This is a genomic window from Paraburkholderia sp. NPDC080076 (assembly GCF_050281145.1).
In the GTDB taxonomy this organism is placed as follows: Bacteria; Pseudomonadota; Gammaproteobacteria; order Burkholderiales; family Burkholderiaceae; genus Paraburkholderia.
Map to the genome: position 1 here is coordinate 497,840 of NZ_JBNNWQ010000001.1, position 22,033 is coordinate 519,872.

Below are 22,033 nucleotides of genomic sequence, written 5' to 3' on the forward strand. Positions count from 1 at the left end.
CTCTGTATGACGCTCACGATACTGACAGCCGCATCCAGTTGGACCAATCGCATACTATTGATACGGGAACAAGTCAGCGTTCGGATCATCGCTGTACGGTGGTCGTTCGCCGCGGGCGGTTGGTCGGAACTTCGGCATCCTGCGAGCGAATTGGAGCAGAGCTGCGCTGCGCTGGTTATCTCTAGCAACACTACGCTCGTACCCGTTATCTCGGGCGTTCGCCTTTTGGAAGCTGTGGAATGTTGCAGGAATCGAAAGACAATTGCGCGTTACGAACATCGACGTCAACCAACCTCGTATTGGAGATGGCGGAGCAGAACGAGTCGGTTTCGTTTGGGCCGTTTCGACTGGTCTCGGCGGAACGGCTCCTGGAAAGGGAAGGCGCCCCTGTCGCAATAGGTAGTCGAGCGCTTGACATTCTGATCTTCTTGGTGGCGCACGCCGGTGAGGTCGTTGGTAAGAGAGAATTGATCTCGCATGTGTGGCCACGCGCCGCAGTGGATGAAAGTGGACTAAGGGTCCACATTACGGGTCTTCGAAAGTCTCTTGGCGATGGTAAGGACGGTGCTCGCTATGTTACGAACGTCGCCGGGCGTGGCTATTGCTTCGTTGCTCCCATTACGCGTGGGCGCAATCAGCAAGCAATCGCCGCACAGAAAGCGCAGAGTTCAAACTTGGCCCAACAGCTACCGAGCCGACTGATGCGAATGATTGGTCGAGACAAGGTAATCCGTACCATATCGACGCAACTGATCAACCAACGCTTCGTCACGCTTGTCGGGCCGGGCGGCGTAGGTAAGACTACCGTCGCGATCTCGGTCGGGCATGCCCTTGTTTCGGTGTTCGACGGGGCGATTTGTTTTCTCGACCTCGGGTCGCTATCTGACCCCGGGCTTGTTGCCACTAATCTCGCTTCAGCGCTTGGGCTAACGCTGCATGCCCCGGATACGCTCGCAAGTCTATTGGCTTTTCTAAGGGACCGGCGGCTTCTGCTTGTGCTCGACAATTGCGAGCATCTGATCGATGTTGTTGCTAGATTCGCCGAGCAACTCTTCAATCACGCCCCGCAGGTTCATATCCTGGCGACTAGCCGGGAGGCATTGCGCGTCGAAGGTGAAAGGGTTCATCGGCTATCGCCCTTGGATAGTCCATCCGCTTATACCGGCCTGTCGGCCGCCGAGATCCAGTCTTACCCGGCGATCCAGCTCTTTATGGACCGGGCGGTCGCCAGTGGCGGTAGCGCTGAGTTGAGTGAGACCGATGTTCACGTCGTCGCTGCGATTTGCAATAGGCTAGATGGTATTGCCCTGGCGATCGAGATCGTTGCGGGGTTGGTGGGAGCGTTTGGCATTAGCGGCACCGCAGCGCTATTGGACTGTAGATTTAGGCTCCTCCGCCAACAAGGCAAGCGCACAGCGCACCCTCGCCAACGAACGCTGAATGCGTTGCTGGACTGGAGCTATAACTTGCTGCCGGAGTGTGAGCAATTCATCCTGCGCAAGTTGGTCTTCTTTTCTGGTGCTTTCACACTTGACGCGGCGCAGGCTGTTGCTAGTGAGAGTGGCGTTCGCGAGTCGGAAGTTATCGAGACAATAAATAGTCTCGTTGCAAAGTCGCTCATCTCAACCGCTATCGACGACGGGAAAGTCTTCTATCGTTTGCTTGAGGCCACTCGTGCTTATGTCCTGGAGAAGCTCATCGAGATCGGGGAGACAGAAATGGTCGGGAGCGCCACTGCTGCAGCAACAGGACTGCAACCTGTGGCTGTTCCACTAGGGCAACGCTGATTCATTAGGCTGGGCGGTCACCGATGATATAGCCGAGGACGTTATAGAAAGGAGGGCTCTGTCGCACTAAGTCGTTGAGGGAAGGTTTGGTCTCCGGAAATTTACGAAACCGACTTTGACCACGACGAGGAAACCGCAAAAAACACCGCCTGTGGACGTGGCTCGGGTCAAGGATTTTCGCTGTGCCCGCATCATCCTGTCAGCCATCGAAACGATGCATATGAACCAGTCCAAGCTCGATCGGCGCACGCCGCCCCAGGTTCTCGGGGCGAATGTCGATCTGGACGATGTGGGTGCCCTGGGTGGGGTTGAACTGGGTGTAGGGGAAGTCCGTGCCGAGCATGAGCAGCACGTCGCGGTGAGTGAGCCTGTCATGTGTGCTTCGGCGCCGGCGGCGAATGCGGCGACTTCCTCGTGGCGCACGTGCACCCAATCGATCTTGCCGTTGCGCCGCATTGCGTCGGCCAGGCCATTCAGGCTGTCGCCCACTACGCCGTATTTGCCTTTGACGTCTGCCGCTACGAGGACATCGATGAATTGATCCGCCACTGTCTTCGACATCGTGATTCTCCAAGAGGATATGGGTTTTCGTTCGCAGAATGCGACCCGCCTTGCCGCTTCCTCATAAAGCGGCAGGAGCACAAAGGCATCTGGTTATTAATTAGTTATACTATTCAATAAGGATGGTGGCAGATCGGCAAGCCACGTCGTCACACCTTGTGGCTGTCTGTCAGTTACGCTTTCGCCTCGCGGTATTTTGCGAACTTCGACGTTTGCCCGATACCGGGATTAAAGCAATTGCAGGGGTCGAGCTGCTGATAGAAGGAGGCAAGCGCGGGCTTCGCGTGGTACAGATGCCCGACATTGTGCTCGGCCGGATATTCCGCGCCGCGCCGGTCCAGCAGCTTCCACATCTTGTGTTCGAGCTCAAGACAGTCGTTGCCTTTCTTCACGATGTAATCCTGATGGAACACGTGACAGAGAAAGTGGCCGTAGTAGAGTTTGATGGAAATCAGCTCGTCGATCTCGGGCGGCAGCTTTTCCAGCCAGTCCCGGTCATTGCGCCTGAGCGCAATGTCCAGCGCCACGATGTTCTCCACCTCCTTCGTATGCACCGAGCGATACCGAATGGCCGCGCCCGCCGCCGCGAACCGGTGAAGGAACGCTTTTTCCCCTTCTTCATCCGTGCATGCGAAATAGCCGCCGCTCGCCTTGGCGAAGTAGCCGTCGAGGAACGCCTGCGTCTCGGCGACGCCCGCAGCCGGGACTTTCAGCAGCAAGTGGTGCTCGTACTTGTCGCGATACTCCTTCATGCGCTTGGGCAGATGGCTGGGAAAGGGGCCGCTCAGCACCTGGAGCACGCGGTCGCTCAAATGAGAAGGCAGGAAGCCCAGCAGGTCGAAGAACGCGTCGAAGCGATTCTTGAGACCGAACAACGCAGGCAAGCGCGCCGTGCCGAAGTAGTTGATCATCAGGAACGTGTCCTTGCCGTACTTCTCCGCGACATCGAAAGCATCCCGGTGCAGGTACTCGCCCGAGATCGGCAGGTGCATGAAGTCATGCAGTGCATGGCGGCGGATCTCGGTGAGTTCATGCGGCTGGTTGGTGCCGATGTAGAACACCTTCGCGCCTTGCTCGATGGAAAAGGTATCGAGCCGTACCGCGAACACCATGAGCTTGCCGGCCGATCCCGAGGCCTCGTACAGGCGATGAGGGTCCGCATTGAAGCGCGCGGGCGTATCCGCATCGATCTCGCGCACGTAGCTCACGTAGTTGCGATCGGATGCGGCGCCTGCGTTATGCTGAACATCCACGTCCGAAAAGTCGCCTCGATCGAGCCGGCCGAGTATGTCCTCAGGCGTACTGCCGAGCCGGACGCCAAGATGATTGACAAGCTGGAGCTTGCCGTCCGCATCGACCTGGCCGAACACCGCCAACTGCGTATAAGCCGGCCCGCGCTGGACCAGTGCGCCGCCCGAGTTGTTGCAGACGCCGCCGAGCACCGACGCGCCTATGCAGCTCGAGCCGATGACGGAGTGGGGTTCGCGCCCGAGCGGCTTGAGTGTCTTTTCCAGCTGGTCCAGCGTGGCACCGGGCAGGCACACCACCTGATTGCCCTGCTCGATCACATACACCTTTTTCATCCGGGCCGTGCTGACGATGACGATGTCGCGGTCGTAGTCGCTGCCGTCGGGCGTGGAGCCGCCGGTCAGGCCGGTATTCGAGGCTTGCGTAATCACGATCACGTTGGCCGCGATGCACGCCTGCAGCACGCGCCATTGTTCGAGGACGGTACCGGGACGAACCACGGCCAGGGCCTTGCCCTGGCCAAAGCGAAAGCCCGTGCGGTAGCGGCGCGTCGCGGCGTCACCGGTAAGAACGTACTTGCCGCCCACGATGTTTTTCAGACTGCCAACTAATGACTGATGACTGCTGTTTGACTGCTTCACTCCTTCGCGAACTGCTGACATCGTAACCTCCCTTAAATGATTTGATTGCGCCTTGCGTGCCTTCCGTCGATCGAACCGATGCCTTCGTGTGCCATGGCGCGTCACGCCAACTTATGAGGAGGTTAGAATCCGGCAGTCGATTAGTCCAATATCTCGAAGACGCTATTTGGAGACGAAAAACATATGGAATTTCGCCAACTGCGTTCTTTCTGGCCGTCGCGGAGCGTCTGCACTTCACCCAAGCCGCGGCGCACCTCGGCATTGCCCAGCCGCCCCTAAGCCAGCAGATTCTCAAGCTCGAACGCGAGATCGGCACCCAGTTGTTCATCCGGTTTCCTCGCCGGGTCGAACTGACGGAAGCGGGGCGCCTCTTTCGTGAAAGCACCCAGCGTATCGTCGACGATCCGCAGCAAGCGCTTACCGAAGCGCGCAAAGCCGGGCGCGGCGAGACGGGCCATGTGTCTCTCGGCTTCGCCGGTTCCACGGTGTTCCAGCCGATGGTGGCCACGGTCATGCTGCGATACCGCAACACCTATCCGCGGGTCATGATCAGCTGCGAAGAGAGCAACAGCTCCGTATTGGTCGAGAGGGTGACCGAACGCCGGGTCGACGCCGCGTTGGTGCGCTTGCCGCTGCATTGCGGGGACCTGGTCGTCGAACCGCTGGTCGAGGAGGACATGCTCGCGGTGCTGCCGACGAATCATCGTCTCACCCGGCGCCGGCGCATCGACTTCGTCGATCTGGCGGACGACTCGTTCATTTTTTTCTCTCGACAGATTGGACACGATCTGCATGACGCCATGGTGGGCGCGTGCCGTTCCGCCGGCTTCACGCCCTTGATCGGCATGAACTCGCCGCAGATCTCGTCCACGGTGAACCTGGTGGGGGCCGGCTTCGGGGTCACGCTGATTCCCGCTTCCATCGGCCAGATCCATGCCGGAGGCGAGTCCTTTCACGAACTGCGGGGCAAGCCGCTGCGGACGAGCATCGCACTGGTCCACCGACAACGGGAGCGCTCGCCGGTGGTGCTGAATCTCGTCAAGATCATGCGAGCGGCGACACGCTAGCGCCCGCGGGCCGCTCTCGGCCCATCGGCAGTCTGGTTCGCGGGGCGTGGCCGTTGCCGCCCGCACGACGTGCATCGTTTGCGGTTTGCGCGTGCGGGCGCACCCATGCACCCGGAGCGGCGCGCTGTATCCGGTTCGCACGCACCGCGCCGGGCGGCACGCGCAACCGGGAGGTAATCGGTCCACGGTCCCGTTTGGCGTTTCCAAGATTGAATTCCTCTTCAAGACAGGCGATGCACTGCGCCACCCAGTATCACAATGCCCTGCCGTCACGGTCGGATTCGGGTCATGGAATTCCAACTAGCGACAGAGCGGCACTCGGTATGACGGCGCGAGCGTTGCCGCGGCCCCGCCATGAACCTGCGAGGCAACGCTTCAAGACATTGGTATATCACCACGTATCGGCGCATGTGAGAACTGGCAAAAATGAACAAGCCGATTGTGGATAGTCACAAGCATGTGCCGGCGACCGGATTGATATTCTCTAGCTTGAAAAACGGATGCCGAATTCTCCTCCGCCCCTGAAATAACGGCTTTAACCCAACGCCGGTGAAAGCGAGTCCATGAAAAGACCCGTGTCGTTCATCGCCAGCCTGTCGCTTGGCGGCTGCAGCGGTACCCCTTGCATCGGGGTATCCGCGAATCGCAACGGGCTCCTTCCCCCGAGTACACCGACAGCCTGGCGCCGCGGCATAGCTCGGTTCGGTAAGCAGATCAGTCACAAAATGATCTGTTTCAATGTGCACGCGCAAGCAATTTACAGATAGTGCCGCGCAGCCACTGATGTCCCGTATCATCGCGACTTCGCGGGTGCCAATAAGCAGCCAGTGTGACCACAGGCAACTCCAGCGGCAAGGCGTGTACCGAGATGGGCGACCACACGGCTGCGACGCGTGCAATGCTTTCCGGCACCGTACTAATCAGGTCAGTACTGGCGACAACGGGAGGGATCGCCAAAAAACTCGGCTGCCACAGGGCGATGCGGCGCGCGAGCCCTTGCGCTGCCAGAGCCGTGTCGATAGCATCGGTGTACATCGATCCATCGCGCATCAACGCTTGCACATGTGTCGTTTCGACATAACGCTCAATTGTCAGGCCATTCCTCAAAACGGGATGATCAGACCGAGCTATGCAAACGAATGGCTCGACGAACAGCGGCATACGGATCAACGTGTCAGGCGCTTCTGGAAGGTACCCGATGGCGAGATCAAGCGCGGCGGTCGCCAGCATGGTCTCGACATGCTTAGGATCTGGATCCTTGAAGACGACCTGGATCATAGGCGCTGAATTCTGCAATTCGGCCATAAGGAGCGGCAGAACCTTTGTTTCGACGAAATCGGTTCCGATCAGCGTGAACGTTCGCCGACTGGTCGCCGGATCGAAATGTGATGGGACGGCAGTGAGTCGTTCGATGACGGCCATCAAATGGTCGAGTTGCGCAAGCATCTCCTCTGCACGGGGAGTCAACGTCAACCCGTTTGGCCCGCGCACCAGCAATTTATCGGAGAACAGCTCCCGCAATCTCGCGAGTGATGCACTCATCGCGGGCTGGCTTATGCCCAGCTTCTCCGCCGCGCGTGTCACATGCCGTTCAATCAGTAAAGCCCGCAGCGGGACCAGAAGGTTGAGATCCAGTCCGTTGTAGTCCATGTCGCCGCCCCACGCGTAGTGTCACCGTCGTCCATGTTAAACCATCGGGCGTTAGGCGCGCGACCATTGACGTCAGGCGACAGTATTCATGCTGTCGATGTTGGTCATCGATGCAAGACGATAGCCCATCAGGGGCATTGCGACTAATCTGAATCTTGTGCGCGGTGTCGACGTCAGGCAGCTTGCTACTGCGCCGATCGCCGATCCAAGCTTTTCATAAATTGGAGATAACGATGATCCCTGAACTGAAAACCATATCGCACGACGACATGATGCGCCGTGTAGCAATTTTTGCGCATCTGCGCGGATCCCATGGCGGACTGCCCGACAGCGACCTCGCGGGATGTCGGCGGGAGCTGATAAACGTTATTGGCTTCCAGCCACCAAAAGGTGAGGAGCAGGTGGTCTCACCGGTAGGAGCGGATGCTTCACGCCTTGCAGCCATTCCGATAGCAGAGGGGTTCAATCTCGGATTTGCGCGATGCAAACCGGGCAACGGTCCGCTTATGCACAACCACGATACGAACGAAACATTCATGCCCATCACCGGTCGCTGGCGGTGCGCGTGGAATGAAGGTGAGGATTACGACTACGTGGATGTAGGTCCATGCGACGTGGTCTCGTTTCCTCCCGGCGTAGCTCGCCGGTTCCTCAACATCACCGAAGATGAACCCGACGCCGAACATGTACTGTTGTTCGTAGTCTCGGGGGACGCGCCGCAAGCCGAATACACTCCCGATGCCAGAGCCAAGATCGCGGCAAAGGACAGCGGCGCCGCGCAATGCGCCGTATTGTGAGCAAACAATTGTCTTCTGTGTGGCAACAAGAGTTGACCGCTGTGCGCGAACGCTTCCCTCTCCTGACCTACGAGGTGCAGGGAAAGGAGTGGGACGTTCGCGACACGTCGAATCTCTCTGGAAAAGAACGGCCAACGTTGATACTGCTTCCAGGCAGCGTTGGAAGCGCGGATATCGTCTTCACACTTGACTCTGAATGATAGTGCGATGCGCCGGTACCGTACTGGCCTTTGCTTCGGAGAAGGCAATGCGCTAGCGGTTGTTCGGCCCGGCACGGTCTCCGAGCAGTGGAAAGTGCCTGAGGCGTGAATTGCGGCTAGCGTGATCGTGATTACGCTAGCCTCGAACACTGGCCTCGCCGGCGTCTCGACGCCGGATGGAAGTAACTACGATCACGACATCATCATCGTGAGCACCAGTCGGATGAAAAAAGTGCATGTGATCGAGCAGGGAAAACAGGTCGTATGCTTGCCCGGCACCGCGCTAGACCAACTCGAACACGTACTCAAACCCCTTGGACATGAACCTCATTCCGTCATCGGCTCCAGTTGCATCGGCGCATCGATGTTCGGCGGGGTCTGCAAAAATTCGAGCGGCGCACTGGTACAACGGGGACCCGCGTATACGCAGATGGCGGTATTCGCGCAGGCAGATGCGGCTGGAAAGCTCCACCTGGTCAATCATCTCGGCGTTCTGCTGGGGGACACGCCGGAGGACGTGCTTCGCCGTCTCGACCGCAGAGAATTCCGCGAAGCCGACATCCAGACTGATGCAGGCGTCGCATCGGACCGCAACTACATCACCCACGTCAGAGGAATCGATGCGGACACCCGAAGAACTGACCGACATCCGGCGTCACGCACTGCACGAATTCACTCACCTACCGATTTCGTGCGGGTGCCTGCATCGCGACGCCTTCGATACCGCTGAAAAGTACGGCAAAGACACGTTCCTGACTATCCACTATCTCGGTACGTCCAGATTGCCGGCTCTCTTTGCTCTTAAAAGTCGCTTCGATTCATTCTTCGACCGGTTGGTTTTTCTTCCTTCAAATCTCATCGACCGCGTCATGCGGGCGATGAGCGGCCTGTTCCCCAGTCACCGTCCACCACGGATGAAGGAATACCGTAGCGAGTATGAACATCACCTGCTGCTGAAAGTCCCGGCCGAAGGCGTCCCTGAAACGAAAGCCTTCCCGGAAGGCTACTTTGCAAAGGCTAGCGGCGGATACTTTGAGTGCTCCGACGAAGAGGGAAACAAGGTGTTCCTTCATCGCTTTGCTGCGGCTGGCGCGGCGGTGCGCTATCGCGCGGTGTATCGAAAGGAAATCGAAAATATTGTCGCGCTGGAGATCGCGCTCAGGCGCAATGACCGGGGCTGGTGCGAGAAGTTGCCTCCCGAGATCGATCAAGCCATTTCAATCAAGCTCTATTACGGCCACTTTCTTTGCCATGTGTTTCATCAGAACTATATCGTCAAGAAAGGAAATGACTGTCTTCAGCTCGAACACAAAATGTGGAAGTTGCTGGACCATCGCGGCGCCGAATATCCGGCCGAGCACAACATCGGAAATCTGTATCGCGTGAAACCTGCGCTTGCCGCCTTCTATCAGAAACTTGATCCATGTAACTGCTTCAATTCCGGAATCGGGCAATTGTCGAAGTTCGCCAAATATCACGAGGCTGCTACCTAATTAGTCGATCGCAGTACCGTCAGACGATGCCGTCTACCCGATAGGAAAGCTACTGTATATAGCAGTACTACATTCCAAACGAATCACACGTCGAACGCATTGCGTTCTGGTCTGTAGCGTTGCATATCCTCGACGAATGAATCACTTTTTCATTGGAGAATCATGATGTCCATGACGGTTGCGGATCAATTTGTGGAAGTTCTCGTCGCAGCGGGTGTCAAACGCGTCTATGGAGTTGTCGGTGACAGCCTGAATGGCCTGACGGATGCGATGCAGCGCAACGGCAAGATCGAATGGATACACGTCCGACACGAAGAAGTAGCCGCCTTTGCCGCTGGCGCGGAAGCGCACATGACAGGTTCGCTGACGGTCTGTGCCGGAAGCTGTGGACCAGGCAACCTGCACCTGATTAACGGGCTGTTTGATTGTCATCGTTCACGGGTACCGGTTCTTGCAATCGCCGCGCACATCCCGTCACGCGAAATCGGAAGCAGTTATTTTCAGGAGACGCATCCGCAGTCGCTATTCAAGGAGTGCAGCAGCTATTGCGAACTGGTCTCTGGCGCGAACCAGATGCCTCGAATGCTGGAGATAGCCATTCGCGAGTCGGTGGGACGGCGCGACGTCTCGGTGCTGGTCATCCCAGGGGACGTCGCGCTGCAGCCTGCCGTCAACGCTCCGCTCCCACGGGTAGCAGGCCTGTTGCCGCGTGCTCCTGTTAGCGTGCCGGTCAAACAGGAGCTCGATCACCTGGCCGCCATGCTCAACGGCGACGGACGCGTCACACTGATGTGTGGCTCCGGCTGCGCCGGCGCTCACGGTGAAGTAGTGGCGCTGGCTGAACGCCTGAAGGCCCCTGTCGTGCATGCGCTGCGCGGCAAGGAGCACGTTGAATGGGACAACCCCTATGACGTCGGCATGACGGGCTTGATCGGCTTCTCGTCCGGGTACTATGCGATGCGCGATTGCGACGTCCTTCTGATGCTGGGCACGGACTTTCCCTACACCCAGTTCTATCCCACCCAAGGAACGCGCATCGCGCAGATCGACATCCGTCCGGAAAACCTTGGACGACGCGCCCCAGTTGAACTCGGTCTGGTCGGCGACGTGAAGGCCACGCTCGCAGCGCTCATGCCCCGCCTCCAGCAGAAGGGCGATGCCGCTCACCTTGAACAGGCACAACAGCACTACCGCAAGGCACGTAGCGACCTGGACGCCCTTGCTCGGGGCAATACGAAGAAGCCGCTGATCCACCCCCAGCAGGTGGCCAAGGCGATCAGCGACCACGCTTCGGAAGACGCCGTGTTCACCTGTGACGTGGGCCTGCCCACCGTGTGGGCGGCGCGCTATCTCGCCATGAACGGCAAACGGCGTCTGATTGGCTCGTTCTGGCATGGGTCGATGGCCAACGCCATGGCCCAGTCGATCGGCATCCAGACGGCTTATCCGGGCCGGCAGGTGATTTCGATGTCTGGCGACGGTGGCTTCGCGATGCTCATGGGCGACTTCCTGAGTCTTGTGCAGCTTGGCCTGCCGGTGAAGGTCGTGGTGTTCAACAACGGTGCTTTGGGATTCATTGAACTCGAACAGAAATCGACGGGCTTCGTCAATGTTGGCACTGAGCTTAACAACCCCAATTTCGCAGCAATGGCCGAGGCTATCGGGATTCGCGGGATCCGTCTGGAAAGGCCGGACGACGTGGAGGCGGGCATTGCCCAGGCGTTAGCGCACGATGGGCCCGTGCTTGTCGATGCAGTGGTGAACCGCCAGGAGCTGGCCATGCCGCCGGCCATCACTGCTGAGATGGCGAAGGGATTTTCGCTCTACATGGTCAAGGCGATCCTGAGCGGTCAGGCGAACGAGGTGCTCGACCTCGCCAGCACCAATCTCTGGCGATAGGGAGGCGAGCATGAACACCACTGCATTGCTGCTTTCTCGTCTGCAGTTCGCCTTCACCGTGTCGTTCCACATTATCTTTCCGTCTTTTACGATCGGACTGGCGGCATGGTTGACCGTTCTCGAAGCGCTGCATTTGTTCACCGGGCGACCCGCGTACCGCCGGGTATTCGACTTCTGGCTCAAGATTTTCGGCGTGGCGTTCGGCATGGGTGTCGTGTCGGGAATCGTACTAGCATTCGAGTTCGGTACCAACTGGAGCGAACTGTCGCGACTATCCGGCCCGATCCAGGGGCCGCTGCTGTCCTACGAGACCTTCACCGCGTTCATGCTCGAAGCCTCCTTCTTCGGCGTGCTGCTGTTCGGGCGCAGCCGGGTGCGCCCCGGCTTCTACCTGTTCTCCACGGCGATGGTGGCCCTGGGCACGACGCTGTCGGCCTTCTGGATCATGGTGAACAACAGCTGGATGCAGCACCCGGTGGGCTACGAGATGCTCAACGGCCAGTACGCGCCAGTAGACTGGGCCAAGATTATCTTCAGCCCGGTGGTATGGGTCCGCTTTCCGCACATGCTGCTCGCAGCGTACCTCACAGGCGCGTTCTGCGTGGCCGCCACGGGTGCCTGGTACGCGCTTCGCGGCATCTATCACGCCGAAGCGCGGATCATGGTGCGCATGGGCCTCGCGCTCGCGTCGATCCTGATCCCCGTGCAGCTGCTGTTCGGCCATCTTGTTGGCGACTACGTGCATCGCTACCAGCCGGTGAAGTTCGCCGCGATCGAGGCGCGCTGGCATGACGAGCAGCCCGCCGCGGAAACCTTGATCGCGTGGCCGGACGCGATCGGCGAAGCAAACGAATACGCGGTGTCGGTGCCCGTACTCGGCAGCCTTATCGGGTCATCAACGCTCAACTCCAGGGAAGTCGGACTGAGCGATTTTCCACGTAACGAGCGTCCGCCAGTCGCTATTACTTTTTTTGCCTTTCGCCTGATGGTGGGTTGCGGGCTGATCATGCTACTCGTTGCCTGGGGCGGTTCACTGCTGGCGTGGAAGGAGCGGCTGATGCGGCAGCGCGTGCTGTTGTGGGTCGTGTTCGCGTGCTTCCCGCTACCCTTTGCCGCCACGCTTACCGGCTGGTTCACCGCCGAGGTGGGCCGCCAGCCGTGGACCGTCTATGGCCTGCTGCGCACCGCCGACGCCATGACGCCGTTCCTCACCACGCGCGCGGCCACCCTGTCGCTCGCGATCTTCTGTGCGACCTACGTGTTCATCTTCGCCTTCGGCATCTACTACATCTACAAGCTGCTGCGCCAGGGGCCAACCGCGCACTTGTCGCAGAACCCGCCGAGTGCGTTGCCGAACCGTCCGCTTTCGCTTGCCAGCCCTTCCGGGCAGCCCGATGCCGCGCAGGCGGTTGCCGGCACCCGAACCCCGTTCACGGAGTCCCCCAAATGATTGCCTACTGGTCCGTTCTTCTGGCGCTAAGCATGCTGATCTATGTGGTGCTCGACGGCTTCGACCTGGGCGTGGGCATGCTCTTCGGCACCACGCTCGATCCGCAACGCCGGCGCGACATGTTGGCGTCGGTCGCGCCGCTGTGGGACGGCAACGAGACTTGGCTGATCGTGGCCGGGGTGGTGCTGTGGGGCGCATTTCCCCGCGCCTATGCGTTGCTCGTGCCGGCGTTCTATATCCCAGTGACAGTGATGCTCGCAGGTCTGATCTTCCGCGGCGTGGCGTTCGAGTTTCGGGGCCGGGCCGTGCGCTCGCGCGGCGTCTGGGATGCGGGCTTCGTGCTTGGCTCGCTCGTGGCGGCGTTCATGCAGGGGGCGATGGTAGGTGCGCTGGTCAAGGGCCTGCCGGTCGCGGGGGAGCGCTTCACCGGCGACGTCATGAGTTGGTACAGCAGCTTCTCCGTGCTGAGCGGGGTAGCGCTGTGCGCGGGCTATGCGCTGCTCGGCGCGGGCTGGATCGTGAAGAAGTGCGAGGGCGAAACGCGCGACGCGGCGTGGCGTGCGATCCCGCCGCTGCTTGTGGCTGTGCTCGTGTTGCTGGCGGCGTTGTTCGCCCATGCTCTGTTCGCGAACCTGGCGGTCATGCACCGCTGGATGGAGCGACCTGTGCTCTTTGCCGTGCCATTCGTCGGGCTTTGCGCGGTGCTGAGCGTGTGGGAGGGGGTGAGGGGGCGGCGCGACACGCTGCCGTTTGCGGCGATCGTGGTGCTATTCGTCTGTGCCTACGCCATGCTGGCCATCTCGTTCTGGCCGTACATGATCCCGTTCTCGCTAACCGTCGCCGGCGCGGGCGCGCCGCACGCGAGCCTCGCATTCATGTTTTGGGGCGCGGGGATCGTCGTGTATCCGTTGATGCTGATCTATACGGTGTGCAGTTACACCGTGTTCAATGGAAAGGTCGACCCTGCGTCGGAGCACTACTAGCCATGAGTCGAACGATCCGGGGATGTGACCCATGCTGAGCCTGCATCGATTTCACCTGAGCATCAATGCCGTCAGGCGCGGCCTGTCGCGTCACTGTCCCGCGTGGATGGTGTCCTTCTCGATCGAGGAAGCCGGCCTTTCGGAAGGACTGCGGGCTGCCTTCGCGGCGACCACGATGCTGCTCGTGGGCAGGTTCCTGCACAACCCCTTGTTCGCGTGGGCCGCGATCGGGGCGTTCTGGACCTGCCTCGCGGACGCCGCGGGCTCGTCGCGCAGGAGATTCACGTCCAGGATGGGCTTTTCGCTGCTGTCGACACTGCTGGGTGGCCTCACGGCTTGCGCATCCGGCGCGGGCATGGGCGCCGCGGCCGCCGCGAACTTGGTCTTCTCGTCGGCCGCGGGCCTAGCATGCATCTGCTCCGCCGCTGCCTACCAGGTCGCCATTCTCGCTGCGACAGCGTGCGTGGTGATGGTCCACAAGCCCTTGCATGGCAATCACGACTCGGTCGCTTTCCTCGGGATCTGTCTATGCGGATGCCTGTTCGCCTCCGCCCTGAGCTTCAAGGTATGGCGCATTCATCCGTTCAAACCCAGCCGTTACGCAATACGCCTCGTCTATTGCCGGCTCGCGGAACTCGCCCGCGACAACGTCCGGCTCATCAGGCACGGTGCGCCCGACGCAGAGGAATGGTCCAAGCAAGCGAGCGATCTGCGCCTGCAAGCGCGAGCCACCCTCGACGCAGCGCGAAAAACCCTGCTGTATGTTCCGCGTTCAAAAAGCGAAGGGCACCAGGTCTATGACGACCTCTCGCTTGCCCTGGCCGACGCGTACAGGATTCTCGATTCGCTGGTCGCGGTTGCCGATGCGAGCGAGAGCGACGGGAACGCGCCGCTATATCCGGAGCGTGCGGCGCGTTGCCTCACCTCCATTGCCGTAGTACTCCTGCGCATAGGCAGGAATCTGGGTGATACATCCGCGGATTTCCCTCATGCACTGCGCCGGCGACTGCCGTTACTTGCGCGGCGCCTAGGGTCCGCACTCGAGCCGATGCCAGCGCCGCATTTCCTGTCGAACTGTGCCGATCCCTTGACAGTCCCCCCTGTCCGCGATTCGTTCTGCTCGACCAAGCAGGTTCTACGACGTTCATGGGACACCCTGGCGGCCAATGGATCGATCGACTCGATGGGCGTGCGGCACGCAATGCGCCTCGGCGTGGCGACCATGGCCGCCTCCCTGATTGTCCGGATGCTGCACCTCCCGTTCGGCTACTGGGCAACCATGGCCACGCTGCTGATTCTCCAGCCGTCCATCGCGACGACCTGGCCACGCGGTATCGAACGGGCAGCGGGCAGTACCGCTGGCGCGGCATTGGCCGTTGCCATCGGCTTCCTCGTCCATACGCCGCTGGCGACCTCGCTGGTGGTGTTTCCGCTGGTGTGCGTCACGATGGCATTGCGGCGGGTCAGCTATAGCCTCTACGTGATTTTCCTGACCCCCACCTTCGTGTTGCCGACTTCGCGACACCCGCCAACGAGCTCGCCTATGCCATGGCACGCCTTGGCAACAATGTCCTCGGCTGCGTGATCGCATTGCTTGCGGCGTACCTTCTCTGGCACACCCGCAGAGCCGGCAATTCTGCCGGCGCGGACGCGGGCGCAGAGCCGGCGGACACGAGCGAGCCGGCGCGGGGCAAGATTCGCGGCGATGCGCCAACTCGCCACGACAGCGCCCCCGGGGCGGACGCGCGAGATGGCATGGAGCGACGTCTGCGCGCGCTGGAGCGACCCGGGGCAGAGCGGCTGATGTGGGGACGGGCGCGAACGTCTCGCCGCGTTCTTGCACGCAACCCTGGCTGCGGATCGTAACTGGCGGCGCCGCGAGCGGGACGGCCGAAGCCTGCCACGGCCACCTCGAGACACGCTTTCGCCTGAAGGCCGCCGTGCGCGTCCGGTTCGTTGCCAGCATCCCCGCGGAGAACTGATGCGGCCGCGCAGACCCAATGCGGCCCATGCGGACGTGCCGCAGGAGCCTGATATCGAAGCCCTGATCGCAGACTCGATACACCCCCTACATACCTAATCCCCAAGACAGCGAAATGGATTGCTCTGCATCAATCATTCAGGCTCCCGAAATCAGCGATCGACTGCGAGAAAATGTCGCGGCGCTCGCTGACGAGCCCTCGTACGTCATTGACCGCTGCTATGCGGCGGTCATGCAGGTGGACGGATACGCGAACCTTGGATTATCCGAGAAAAGGGATATTCGGAACTCGATCGGCTTGTTCGTGAAGCGCTGGTGCGGTTCGATTCTCGAACAGGCGTGGTTCATGCCAGCGGAGATGGAGAAATTCGAAGCGTCGGTCAGGCGGCGTGTCCACCAGGGCATTTCCCTCGTAGCCATACTGTGTGCCTTTCGGCTGGGCACCAAGGAGCTGTGGCAAGCTCACCTCGACCTGGCGGAGCACGATAACGCGTTGCGCGACGAGCTTCTCTTCGTGATATCGCCGTACCTGCTCGAATATTCCAACTTCATGACCCAGTTCATCGGGCGGGTTTTTCTCGACGAACAATTCCAGCAGACGAGCTGGCGGGCCGAAGTGCGGCGCCAGCTGTGCGATCTGGTATTCAACGGCACGAACGACGACCAGGACTTCTGCCGGATCGGACGCAGCCTCGGCTTCGATTCGACCGTGCCGCGCATCGCATTGGCCATCGATTACGAGCTGAGCGACGTGTCCAGGATGAATCCCGAAGGCGCCCTCGGGAACCTTGTCCACGACATTGCGCGTCATATCAAGATCCCCGCCGATCACGTCGTTTATGTCACACGACGCGGCCGGCTCGTCCTATGGGTTCCCGGCGCCTGTGGAAGCTCGTTGATTTTCAGTCAGCGCCTGCTGTTGGAGGCGATCATCGCCTTTGCGAAAAAGTCGGGCGAGGTCCGGGCCATCGGGGTCGGATTCGTGAACCAAGGGGCGAAGGGGTGGGCGACATCGGCGGAGGAAGCGATGACAGCGCTCAACTTTGCGTTGCACGGCGATGGAGCAACGAAGGTGTACCTGTATTCGGACATCGCCATTGACGAAAGCATTCGTTCCAACGGGAGCGCCCTGCGCTACTTCGAATCCATACTTGGGGAAATCCTGCATGAGAGGGACTTGATGAAGACCCTAGAGTGCTACTTCGACAACAGCCAGCACCGTAAGGCTACCGCTGCTTCACTTGGCATACATCCCAATACGCTGAACTACAGGATCGCCCGCATCGAGACGTTGCTTGAAGCCGAGCTCGATGCTCCAAGCTGGATAGCCCGGCTCTTTATCGCCCTGAATCTGCGCAATGCAATGAGTGTCTATCCAGGAGGCGACGCCGAAAACTCCGCCGCCGGGACGGAGGATTGACCTTGCGTCTGCCCGACCCAGGAATACGGTGGCACGTGGGTCAGGATTCGGTGCAAATCAATATCGAAAGGCCAAAGTGGGTGGCTTCGGTCCTACGTGTTTCTCCTAAGCAGTCGTTCGCCGAGGGCGGCTCCTGCTAAGGCGTAAGCGGCCACTTAAACCTCTCACTTGCCGACTGACTCGAAGGAATGAATGTCCGCTGTACGTTTGGAAACGGCCATCGTGCCAGCGCAACCACGTAAGGCCGCTCCGGGTCGACGAACGAAACCGCTCGCGCTGTAGGGGGCTCCGGCTAGGCGCGGTGGTTCGTGAGGGGGCGGCTGTGCGGTTCCGTATGTTGGCGAACGAGAAAATCCAGGAATGGACGGACCTCGCCCACCAGAGGCTCTGAAAAGTGATGGAAATGCAAACCGCGAACAATGTGATTGAAGCAACGTGAAGCCTCTGCGCGTCGGGGGTCCCCCAGATCACCTCCAAAAACCGGTTGTTGTTGAGATCAATTTTTAACGAATGACTTTTCTTGACGAGGACCTTGTCAAGCAGCCGATTTGAGCTGCGTCGGATTGCGCTGTCCACCTTCGTCATCCGATGGTGATAACCGATTGAGTTATTGCCAATGATGCCCGCGAGGCTCACCATCAGGAACTGGTCGTCATCCGACTTGGCTGTGTTATGGAGCGGGCAGGAGGGGACGGCAATAAGGTCGATCCCGTAGTTTCTTCCCTGAACATCTTTCGCCTCCGGAAATAGCGCACGCGGCGGAACATGCTCCGTCGTTGTGCCCTCGGCTTTGCACATATAACAGCGGGTAAATTGCATTCAGGCCGTCCAGTTTTTTGAGAAACGAGGAGGCAGCACGGATGCAGAGAATCGAGCAGGGAGATCCGTCCAACCTTCATGTCCTTTGTGGCCCTAGGTGATCTCCATGCGTGATCGCCCGCTTGCCTCACGCAGCCGGCCCCCATCACACGTCGGCCAGCATCGGATATCGTTTGGCGCCTTCTTTGGTCGCATCCGTCATGTCACCTTTGCTTCGGTGCAACAGGAAACAAGCACAGGACCTGATGACTGTTTTGCCGGGATATTTTAGCGTTCTCAGCGGGCAGGGCAGTGTGGCGGCATCCGGCGCGGCGCAGACCCCTCGCGTGATTAGGTCTGCGGACGCGAAACTCTGGTTCGACGGGACGACGGGGATTTTTCACGGGCCTTCAAACCGGCCGAGATTTGCCAGCAATTCAAAGTTTGGTGAGCCACTTGGCGTAGGCTTCAATGTCAATCATCGGCACAGTGCCGCTGAATTGAAGCGTCGCGATCAATTTGAAAAGAAATGCGGTGGCCGGTTTGCCTTCTTTCATGAACTGATAGTCGGACGTGGTTCCATCAAAGAAGAAGTGTCCATGCGACGCGACGCAGCCGACATCCAGCCTGCCTTCGCCCAGGTCAGTGCGTAGCGCCTTGTTCATCGCTTTGCCAAGCGCAGGAGTCCAGTCACTTTCAAACGCAAGGAGGCCACCCAGAATTGGAATCAACGGCTTGGCCGGGTACGTTCCGCCGGCGTGAGGAATGGGAAGACTCGTTCGATGCAGTTGTCGAACGCTCGCCACCTTCCTCTGTGCGTAGTCGACGAGCGTGGCATTGGCGGTCTGCTTTGCCTCGAATACAGCGTAAACGCTTTCCGCCGGCACGATCGTTTCGCCCTCGTACTTGAAGATGAACGGCGAGTACTGCCTGTCGAAGACGACCACATCCATCTGCTGACTGAATGTGCCATGGCTATCCACGACATGGGCTTTCGCGGCCTGGTATCGCTTTGGCAGATACGTATCCAGCATGTCGATCCAGACATTCTCGCTCGCGTCGCCCTTCGAGCCCGGGTGATGCAGCGATTTGCGGACGATCGCAAGTCGCTGCTCGATGTCCTCGTGCAGTGATGCGAGTAACTGCGAAAGTGACCAGCTTGACATGTTCAGCGTCCTCAAGATAGCGGAAAGCGCGTTCCGAAGAGCGCACGCCATGCGCGTAACGCTTCGCCCGTGCGTCCTCTGCGTGCATGGTCTATCGCGACCGATGCTTCGCGGGCGGCTTCGCGCAGCAATTGTTGCGCGCGAGTCTTGCGCGCAAGGTCCATATCGCTGCTGATGGCGGGGCCCAGACCCGCCGGATCGGGCCATTCATCAAGGATACGATCCGCGAGGGTGGCGAAAAAGCCCTGGATTTCGCGGGCGTGACTGCCGCCCCAGCCTCCGTGAAGACATTCGAGGGCCATCACCTCCAGAAGAAATGAGGGCTTAACCGGCTTTTCCTCGCCGTGCCTGGGATTGTTGTTCCAATACTTGACCATCCGCACGATACCCTTCCATTCATTTGCGTAGGCCTGATGCACCTCGGTCGTTATTTCCTTGTGAATCTCCGGATTCGTTTTGATCCATTTGTTGGCTTTGGAATCCGGAATCTCGTAGTTGTCGCCGGTGGCAAAAGCTGGAACAGCATCGATGCTGACGATGCGGTAATCCGTCTTGTCATCCGCATCGATGACAATGCCGAAATCGACATTGATGGACCGCGACTGCTTGCGCACGGCGGAGTGGCCGTACTTGTCCGCGAGCGCTTTGTGGAAATCCTCAAGAATCACAGACGGATCCTTTGACCGGTAGTGTTTTTCGGCTTCCTTGAGGACGAAGAATATGTCGATGTCCCGGAGGGGTTTGGTCTTTGTGTATCGCGCGTAAGAGCCTGTCAGGAAACTGCGGTCAATACCGAACTTGGTTTTCAGATAGTCGCGCACCTCGTTTTGACGCTGCGAGGCGTTCTCCTGCTCGCGCTTGTTAAGTTCAAGCCGTGACTTGAACTTGCGGAAGGCTTCATCAACAGTGAGCATTAACGTTGTCTCCAGTAACCGGCTTGCGCGCCTAGGCCGCTATGTTCTACCGTCGTTCCGAGCCCCTGTTTCACCATGCCGTCGAGCGACCTGTACGCTGCCTTCCCCCATCCCTGGACATCCGGTCGATTCGGCTTCGTTTTGAGCAGAAAACTGTATTTCGCCGCGGCGGGCGCGACGCCGGCCTTCCGGATGGCATACGCAAGCTGCTCAGTGTCAGTCCAGAACGAGCCGTCACCGGCGGACCAGCCATATACGATGTCGATATCCCAACGCGTAACCAGACTGTCAGTCGCCGGGTCGAACACTTCCAGGATAACTTTCTCGAGATCACCCGTCTCCAGCCACGTCTTGACGGCGCGCGTATTCGATTCCCAGTCGCCGACAAACGCTGACGGGTCCATCCCGCTCAAGCGAATAATGTCCTTTATGCTCTTCAGGATGTTGTCCGCAACATACGTGACAGAATGGGTATAGGAATAGGTGGCAACGGTGCTCATGTCTCGAGGAACTCCGAAACGTTCAGTTCCAGTTCGTGGGCGCGCCCGTCCGCTGCTATCTGCGCCGCTTCATCAGTGGCAAATCCAGACGTCAGATCGCGCGCGGTAATGCGGCTGCTGTGCTTTCGCAAAGCGTCGGAAACCCAACTGAGATCATCAGCGCTGCAAGGCAGCGAGATGTTCCAGTTGCCAGCCAGCGGGTCGTAACCGACGCTACCTTCGTTGGCTGAGGTGCCATCGACCGCGTCGTCTTCATACGTGCAATAGATGCGCGTGCGCGGCCCGTCGCACGTGATGACGACCGGTGCGGTTTCCATGTTGCGATCGGCGATAAGCGAGCTTGCGATGCCCGCAACTGCGAGCAGTTCGGTTTTTGCGCTTCCGTCTTTCCCTTGTGTTAGCAGGTCGACAATGGCACCCCAGGTTTCTGCAGAGTTGCGATGCGGTGAACTGCGGATGGTCCGTTTGACGACGCTGCTCATGCCTTTGCTCCAACGTTGCGGTGGGCTTTGCTCGAAGAGGCCGCCTGCGCGAGGTGTTGCAGGGTCAACTGGTTAGGGTCGACTGCGACTTGCGGACTCGAGGCCAGCGCGCTCGCCACGGCCTTGCGGATGGAGCGTCCATCAAGGCCCACGAATTCACGGGCACATCGCTTGAATTCGTTTGAGCCGGTGAGTTTCCCGATCGCGGGAAACGTTTTTCCCAGTCCGTCGAGACAGGCCGTAAGAATCTGTTCGCAGGCGAGTTCCCCTGGCAGGGCGATCTTCATGACAAGGTCGCACCGGGAAGTAAATGCGCTGTCGATAGCGTCGGGGAAATTGCTTGTCGCGAGGAACAGCAGGTTGGGGTGTCGCTCGGCGAGCAGGTCCAGTTGGACAAGCACGGCGTCCGTCGCACGATGTACGTCGATCGGGTTCGCCTCCAGACTTAGCTTCGATCGGTCGGCGACAAGCGTCTCGACCTCGTCGAGCAGCACGATGGTCGGACCGTTCATCGCAGATTCCGCAATCGACTGTGAAAACAGTTCGGAGACGGCACGCTGTGTCTTCCCCATGGCCGAGCTCGTCAGCGAATGGGGCTCGACCTCCAGCAGGCGCAGGCCTTTCGCCTTGTAGATTTCAGCAACACGACCCGCGAGACCACGGGCGAGCGTTGTCTTTCCCGTTCCGGGTGCCCCGACAAGAAGAATGACACCGTGCAACGGAAGGACGCTCCGGTCTACCTTGGGCCTTACCGTGAAATTCACGACCGCCTGCGAGAGGAGCTGTGCTTTCTGCGATTCATCGATAACGATCGAATTCCACATTGCGGAAAGCTGAGGGTCCGGCAGGTCGCGGATTTCATGGATGCCCTGTGGCAATTCGTGCGTGGTCTTGCTCATGTGGATGGCATGTAGACGGAGGTGACAGGTAAATAATACGTCTAAACTTTATTCGCGTCTACTTTTTATGCTTGTCTACTTTTTAGACGTAGTGCAT

16 protein-coding genes and 2 pseudogenes are annotated in these 22,033 nt (G+C 59.5%); 9 read left to right on the forward strand and 9 right to left on the reverse strand.

All coding sequences use genetic code 11. From position 1 onward, the window contains the following. Positions 1–239 precede the first annotated feature (239 nt). Positions 240–1,787 (forward strand): ATP-binding protein, encoded by a 1,548-nt coding sequence (locus ACQKRQ_RS02280; protein ID WP_427474876.1) that lies wholly within the window; start codon positions 240–242, stop codon positions 1,785–1,787. A gap of 199 nt (positions 1,788–1,986) precedes the next feature. Here the strand turns inward: ACQKRQ_RS02280 and ACQKRQ_RS02285 are convergent, their stop codons facing one another. The 3 genes and pseudogenes from ACQKRQ_RS02285 to dld (ACQKRQ_RS02295) all read right to left on the reverse strand — a co-directional run bounded on the left by ACQKRQ_RS02285 (position 1,987) and on the right by dld (ACQKRQ_RS02295) (position 4,258). Next, the gene (locus tag ACQKRQ_RS02285; RefSeq protein WP_427476113.1) at positions 1,987–2,130 is read right to left on the reverse strand and encodes a hypothetical protein; all 144 of its coding nucleotides are present in this window, start codon (positions 2,128–2,130) and stop codon (positions 1,987–1,989) included. A gap of 59 nt (positions 2,131–2,189) precedes the next feature. After that, positions 2,190–2,348, reverse strand: a pseudogene (locus ACQKRQ_RS02290) (thiamine pyrophosphate-binding protein); the annotation flags it as partial. Between the two features lie 173 nt (positions 2,349–2,521). Then, entirely contained in the window at positions 2,522–4,258 is a 1,737-nt protein-coding gene (gene dld, locus ACQKRQ_RS02295; RefSeq protein WP_427476052.1) for a D-lactate dehydrogenase, read from the reverse strand. Positions 4,259–4,293: 35 nt separating this feature from the next. Between dld (ACQKRQ_RS02295) and ACQKRQ_RS02300 the strand changes: the two genes are divergently transcribed. Beyond that, complete coding sequence (locus tag ACQKRQ_RS02300) at positions 4,294–5,304, forward strand: LysR family transcriptional regulator (RefSeq protein ID WP_427474877.1); 1,011 nt, start codon at positions 4,294–4,296, stop codon at positions 5,302–5,304. A 735-nt stretch (positions 5,305–6,039) separates the two neighbouring features. On the opposite strand, the gene ACQKRQ_RS02305 is transcribed toward ACQKRQ_RS02300, so the two are convergent. Further along, on the reverse strand, positions 6,040–6,954 hold the full coding sequence (locus ACQKRQ_RS02305; RefSeq protein ID WP_427474878.1) for a LysR family transcriptional regulator: 915 nt from the start codon (positions 6,952–6,954) through the stop codon (positions 6,040–6,042). Positions 6,955–7,187: 233 nt separating this feature from the next. On the opposite strand from ACQKRQ_RS02305, the gene ACQKRQ_RS02310 reads away from it, so the two are divergent. The 7 genes and pseudogenes from ACQKRQ_RS02310 (at position 7,188) to ACQKRQ_RS02340 (ending at position 17,177) form a co-directional block, all read left to right on the forward strand. Next, entirely contained in the window at positions 7,188–7,751 is a 564-nt protein-coding gene (locus tag ACQKRQ_RS02310) for a cupin domain-containing protein (protein WP_427474879.1), read from the forward strand. Positions 7,752–7,958: 207 nt separating this feature from the next. After that, a pseudogene (dld, locus tag ACQKRQ_RS02315) lies at positions 7,959–9,444 on the forward strand (D-lactate dehydrogenase). Positions 9,445–9,609: 165 nt separating this feature from the next. After that, entirely contained in the window at positions 9,610–11,343 is a 1,734-nt protein-coding gene (poxB, locus tag ACQKRQ_RS02320) for a ubiquinone-dependent pyruvate dehydrogenase (RefSeq protein ID WP_427476054.1), read from the forward strand. A gap of 10 nt (positions 11,344–11,353) precedes the next feature. Beyond that, on the forward strand, positions 11,354–12,793 hold the full coding sequence (locus ACQKRQ_RS02325) for a cytochrome ubiquinol oxidase subunit I (protein WP_427474880.1): 1,440 nt from the start codon (positions 11,354–11,356) through the stop codon (positions 12,791–12,793). Then, the gene (cydB, locus tag ACQKRQ_RS02330) at positions 12,790–13,776 is read left to right on the forward strand and encodes a cytochrome d ubiquinol oxidase subunit II (RefSeq protein WP_427474881.1); all 987 of its coding nucleotides are present in this window, start codon (positions 12,790–12,792) and stop codon (positions 13,774–13,776) included. Before ACQKRQ_RS02325 ends, cydB begins: the two co-directional genes overlap by 4 nt. Before the next feature lie 31 nt (positions 13,777–13,807). Beyond that, on the forward strand, positions 13,808–15,361 hold the full coding sequence (locus tag ACQKRQ_RS02335) for an FUSC family protein (protein WP_427474882.1): 1,554 nt from the start codon (positions 13,808–13,810) through the stop codon (positions 15,359–15,361). 511 nt (positions 15,362–15,872) lie between these two features. Then, positions 15,873–17,177, forward strand: a complete 1,305-nt coding sequence (locus ACQKRQ_RS02340; RefSeq protein WP_427474883.1) for a PucR family transcriptional regulator — start codon at positions 15,873–15,875, stop codon at positions 17,175–17,177. A gap of 1,235 nt (positions 17,178–18,412) precedes the next feature. On the opposite strand, the gene ACQKRQ_RS02345 is transcribed toward ACQKRQ_RS02340, so the two are convergent. From ACQKRQ_RS02345 to ACQKRQ_RS02365, 5 genes are read right to left on the reverse strand one after another with little or no spacing between them, the layout of a single operon-like run. Continuing rightward, entirely contained in the window at positions 18,413–19,141 is a 729-nt protein-coding gene (locus ACQKRQ_RS02345) for a DUF6602 domain-containing protein (protein ID WP_427474884.1), read from the reverse strand. A gap of 11 nt (positions 19,142–19,152) precedes the next feature. Then, entirely contained in the window at positions 19,153–20,055 is a 903-nt protein-coding gene (locus tag ACQKRQ_RS02350) for a CBASS oligonucleotide cyclase (protein WP_427474885.1), read from the reverse strand. Continuing rightward, the gene (locus ACQKRQ_RS02355) at positions 20,055–20,555 is read right to left on the reverse strand and encodes an HORMA domain containing protein (RefSeq protein ID WP_427474886.1); all 501 of its coding nucleotides are present in this window, start codon (positions 20,553–20,555) and stop codon (positions 20,055–20,057) included. Before ACQKRQ_RS02355 ends, ACQKRQ_RS02350 begins: the two co-directional genes overlap by 1 nt. Then, entirely contained in the window at positions 20,552–21,037 is a 486-nt protein-coding gene (locus ACQKRQ_RS02360; RefSeq protein ID WP_427474887.1) for a hypothetical protein, read from the reverse strand. Before ACQKRQ_RS02360 ends, ACQKRQ_RS02355 begins: the two co-directional genes overlap by 4 nt. Further along, the gene (locus tag ACQKRQ_RS02365) at positions 21,034–21,936 is read right to left on the reverse strand and encodes an AAA family ATPase (RefSeq protein ID WP_427474888.1); all 903 of its coding nucleotides are present in this window, start codon (positions 21,934–21,936) and stop codon (positions 21,034–21,036) included. Before ACQKRQ_RS02365 ends, ACQKRQ_RS02360 begins: the two co-directional genes overlap by 4 nt. Between the last annotated feature and the right edge of the window lie 97 nt (positions 21,937–22,033).

Coding starts and splice junctions, on each gene's coding strand:
- ACQKRQ_RS02360 (WP_427474887.1), bottom strand. CDS start 21,037: ATGAGCAGCGTCGTCAAACGGACCATCCGCAGTTCACCGCATCGCAAC.
- ACQKRQ_RS02350 (WP_427474885.1), bottom strand. CDS start 20,055: ATGCTCACTGTTGATGAAGCCTTCCGCAAGTTCAAGTCACGGCTTGAA.
- ACQKRQ_RS02340 (WP_427474883.1), top strand. CDS start 15,873: ATGGATTGCTCTGCATCAATCATTCAGGCTCCCGAAATCAGCGATCGA.
- ACQKRQ_RS02325 (WP_427474880.1), top strand. CDS start 11,354: ATGAACACCACTGCATTGCTGCTTTCTCGTCTGCAGTTCGCCTTCACC.
- ACQKRQ_RS02310 (WP_427474879.1), top strand. CDS start 7,188: ATGATCCCTGAACTGAAAACCATATCGCACGACGACATGATGCGCCGT.
- poxB (WP_427476054.1), top strand. CDS start 9,610: ATGTCCATGACGGTTGCGGATCAATTTGTGGAAGTTCTCGTCGCAGCG.
- ACQKRQ_RS02365 (WP_427474888.1), bottom strand. CDS start 21,936: ATGAGCAAGACCACGCACGAATTGCCACAGGGCATCCATGAAATCCGC.
- ACQKRQ_RS02280 (WP_427474876.1), top strand. CDS start 240: ATGTTGCAGGAATCGAAAGACAATTGCGCGTTACGAACATCGACGTCA.
- ACQKRQ_RS02345 (WP_427474884.1), bottom strand. CDS start 19,141: ATGTCAAGCTGGTCACTTTCGCAGTTACTCGCATCACTGCACGAGGAC.
- ACQKRQ_RS02355 (WP_427474886.1), bottom strand. CDS start 20,555: ATGAGCACCGTTGCCACCTATTCCTATACCCATTCTGTCACGTATGTT.
- cydB (WP_427474881.1), top strand. CDS start 12,790: ATGATTGCCTACTGGTCCGTTCTTCTGGCGCTAAGCATGCTGATCTAT.
- ACQKRQ_RS02285 (WP_427476113.1), bottom strand. CDS start 2,130: ATGCTCGGCACGGACTTCCCCTACACCCAGTTCAACCCCACCCAGGGC.
- dld (WP_427476052.1), bottom strand. CDS start 4,258: ATGTCAGCAGTTCGCGAAGGAGTGAAGCAGTCAAACAGCAGTCATCAG.
- ACQKRQ_RS02335 (WP_427474882.1), top strand. CDS start 13,808: ATGCTGAGCCTGCATCGATTTCACCTGAGCATCAATGCCGTCAGGCGC.
- ACQKRQ_RS02305 (WP_427474878.1), bottom strand. CDS start 6,954: ATGGACTACAACGGACTGGATCTCAACCTTCTGGTCCCGCTGCGGGCT.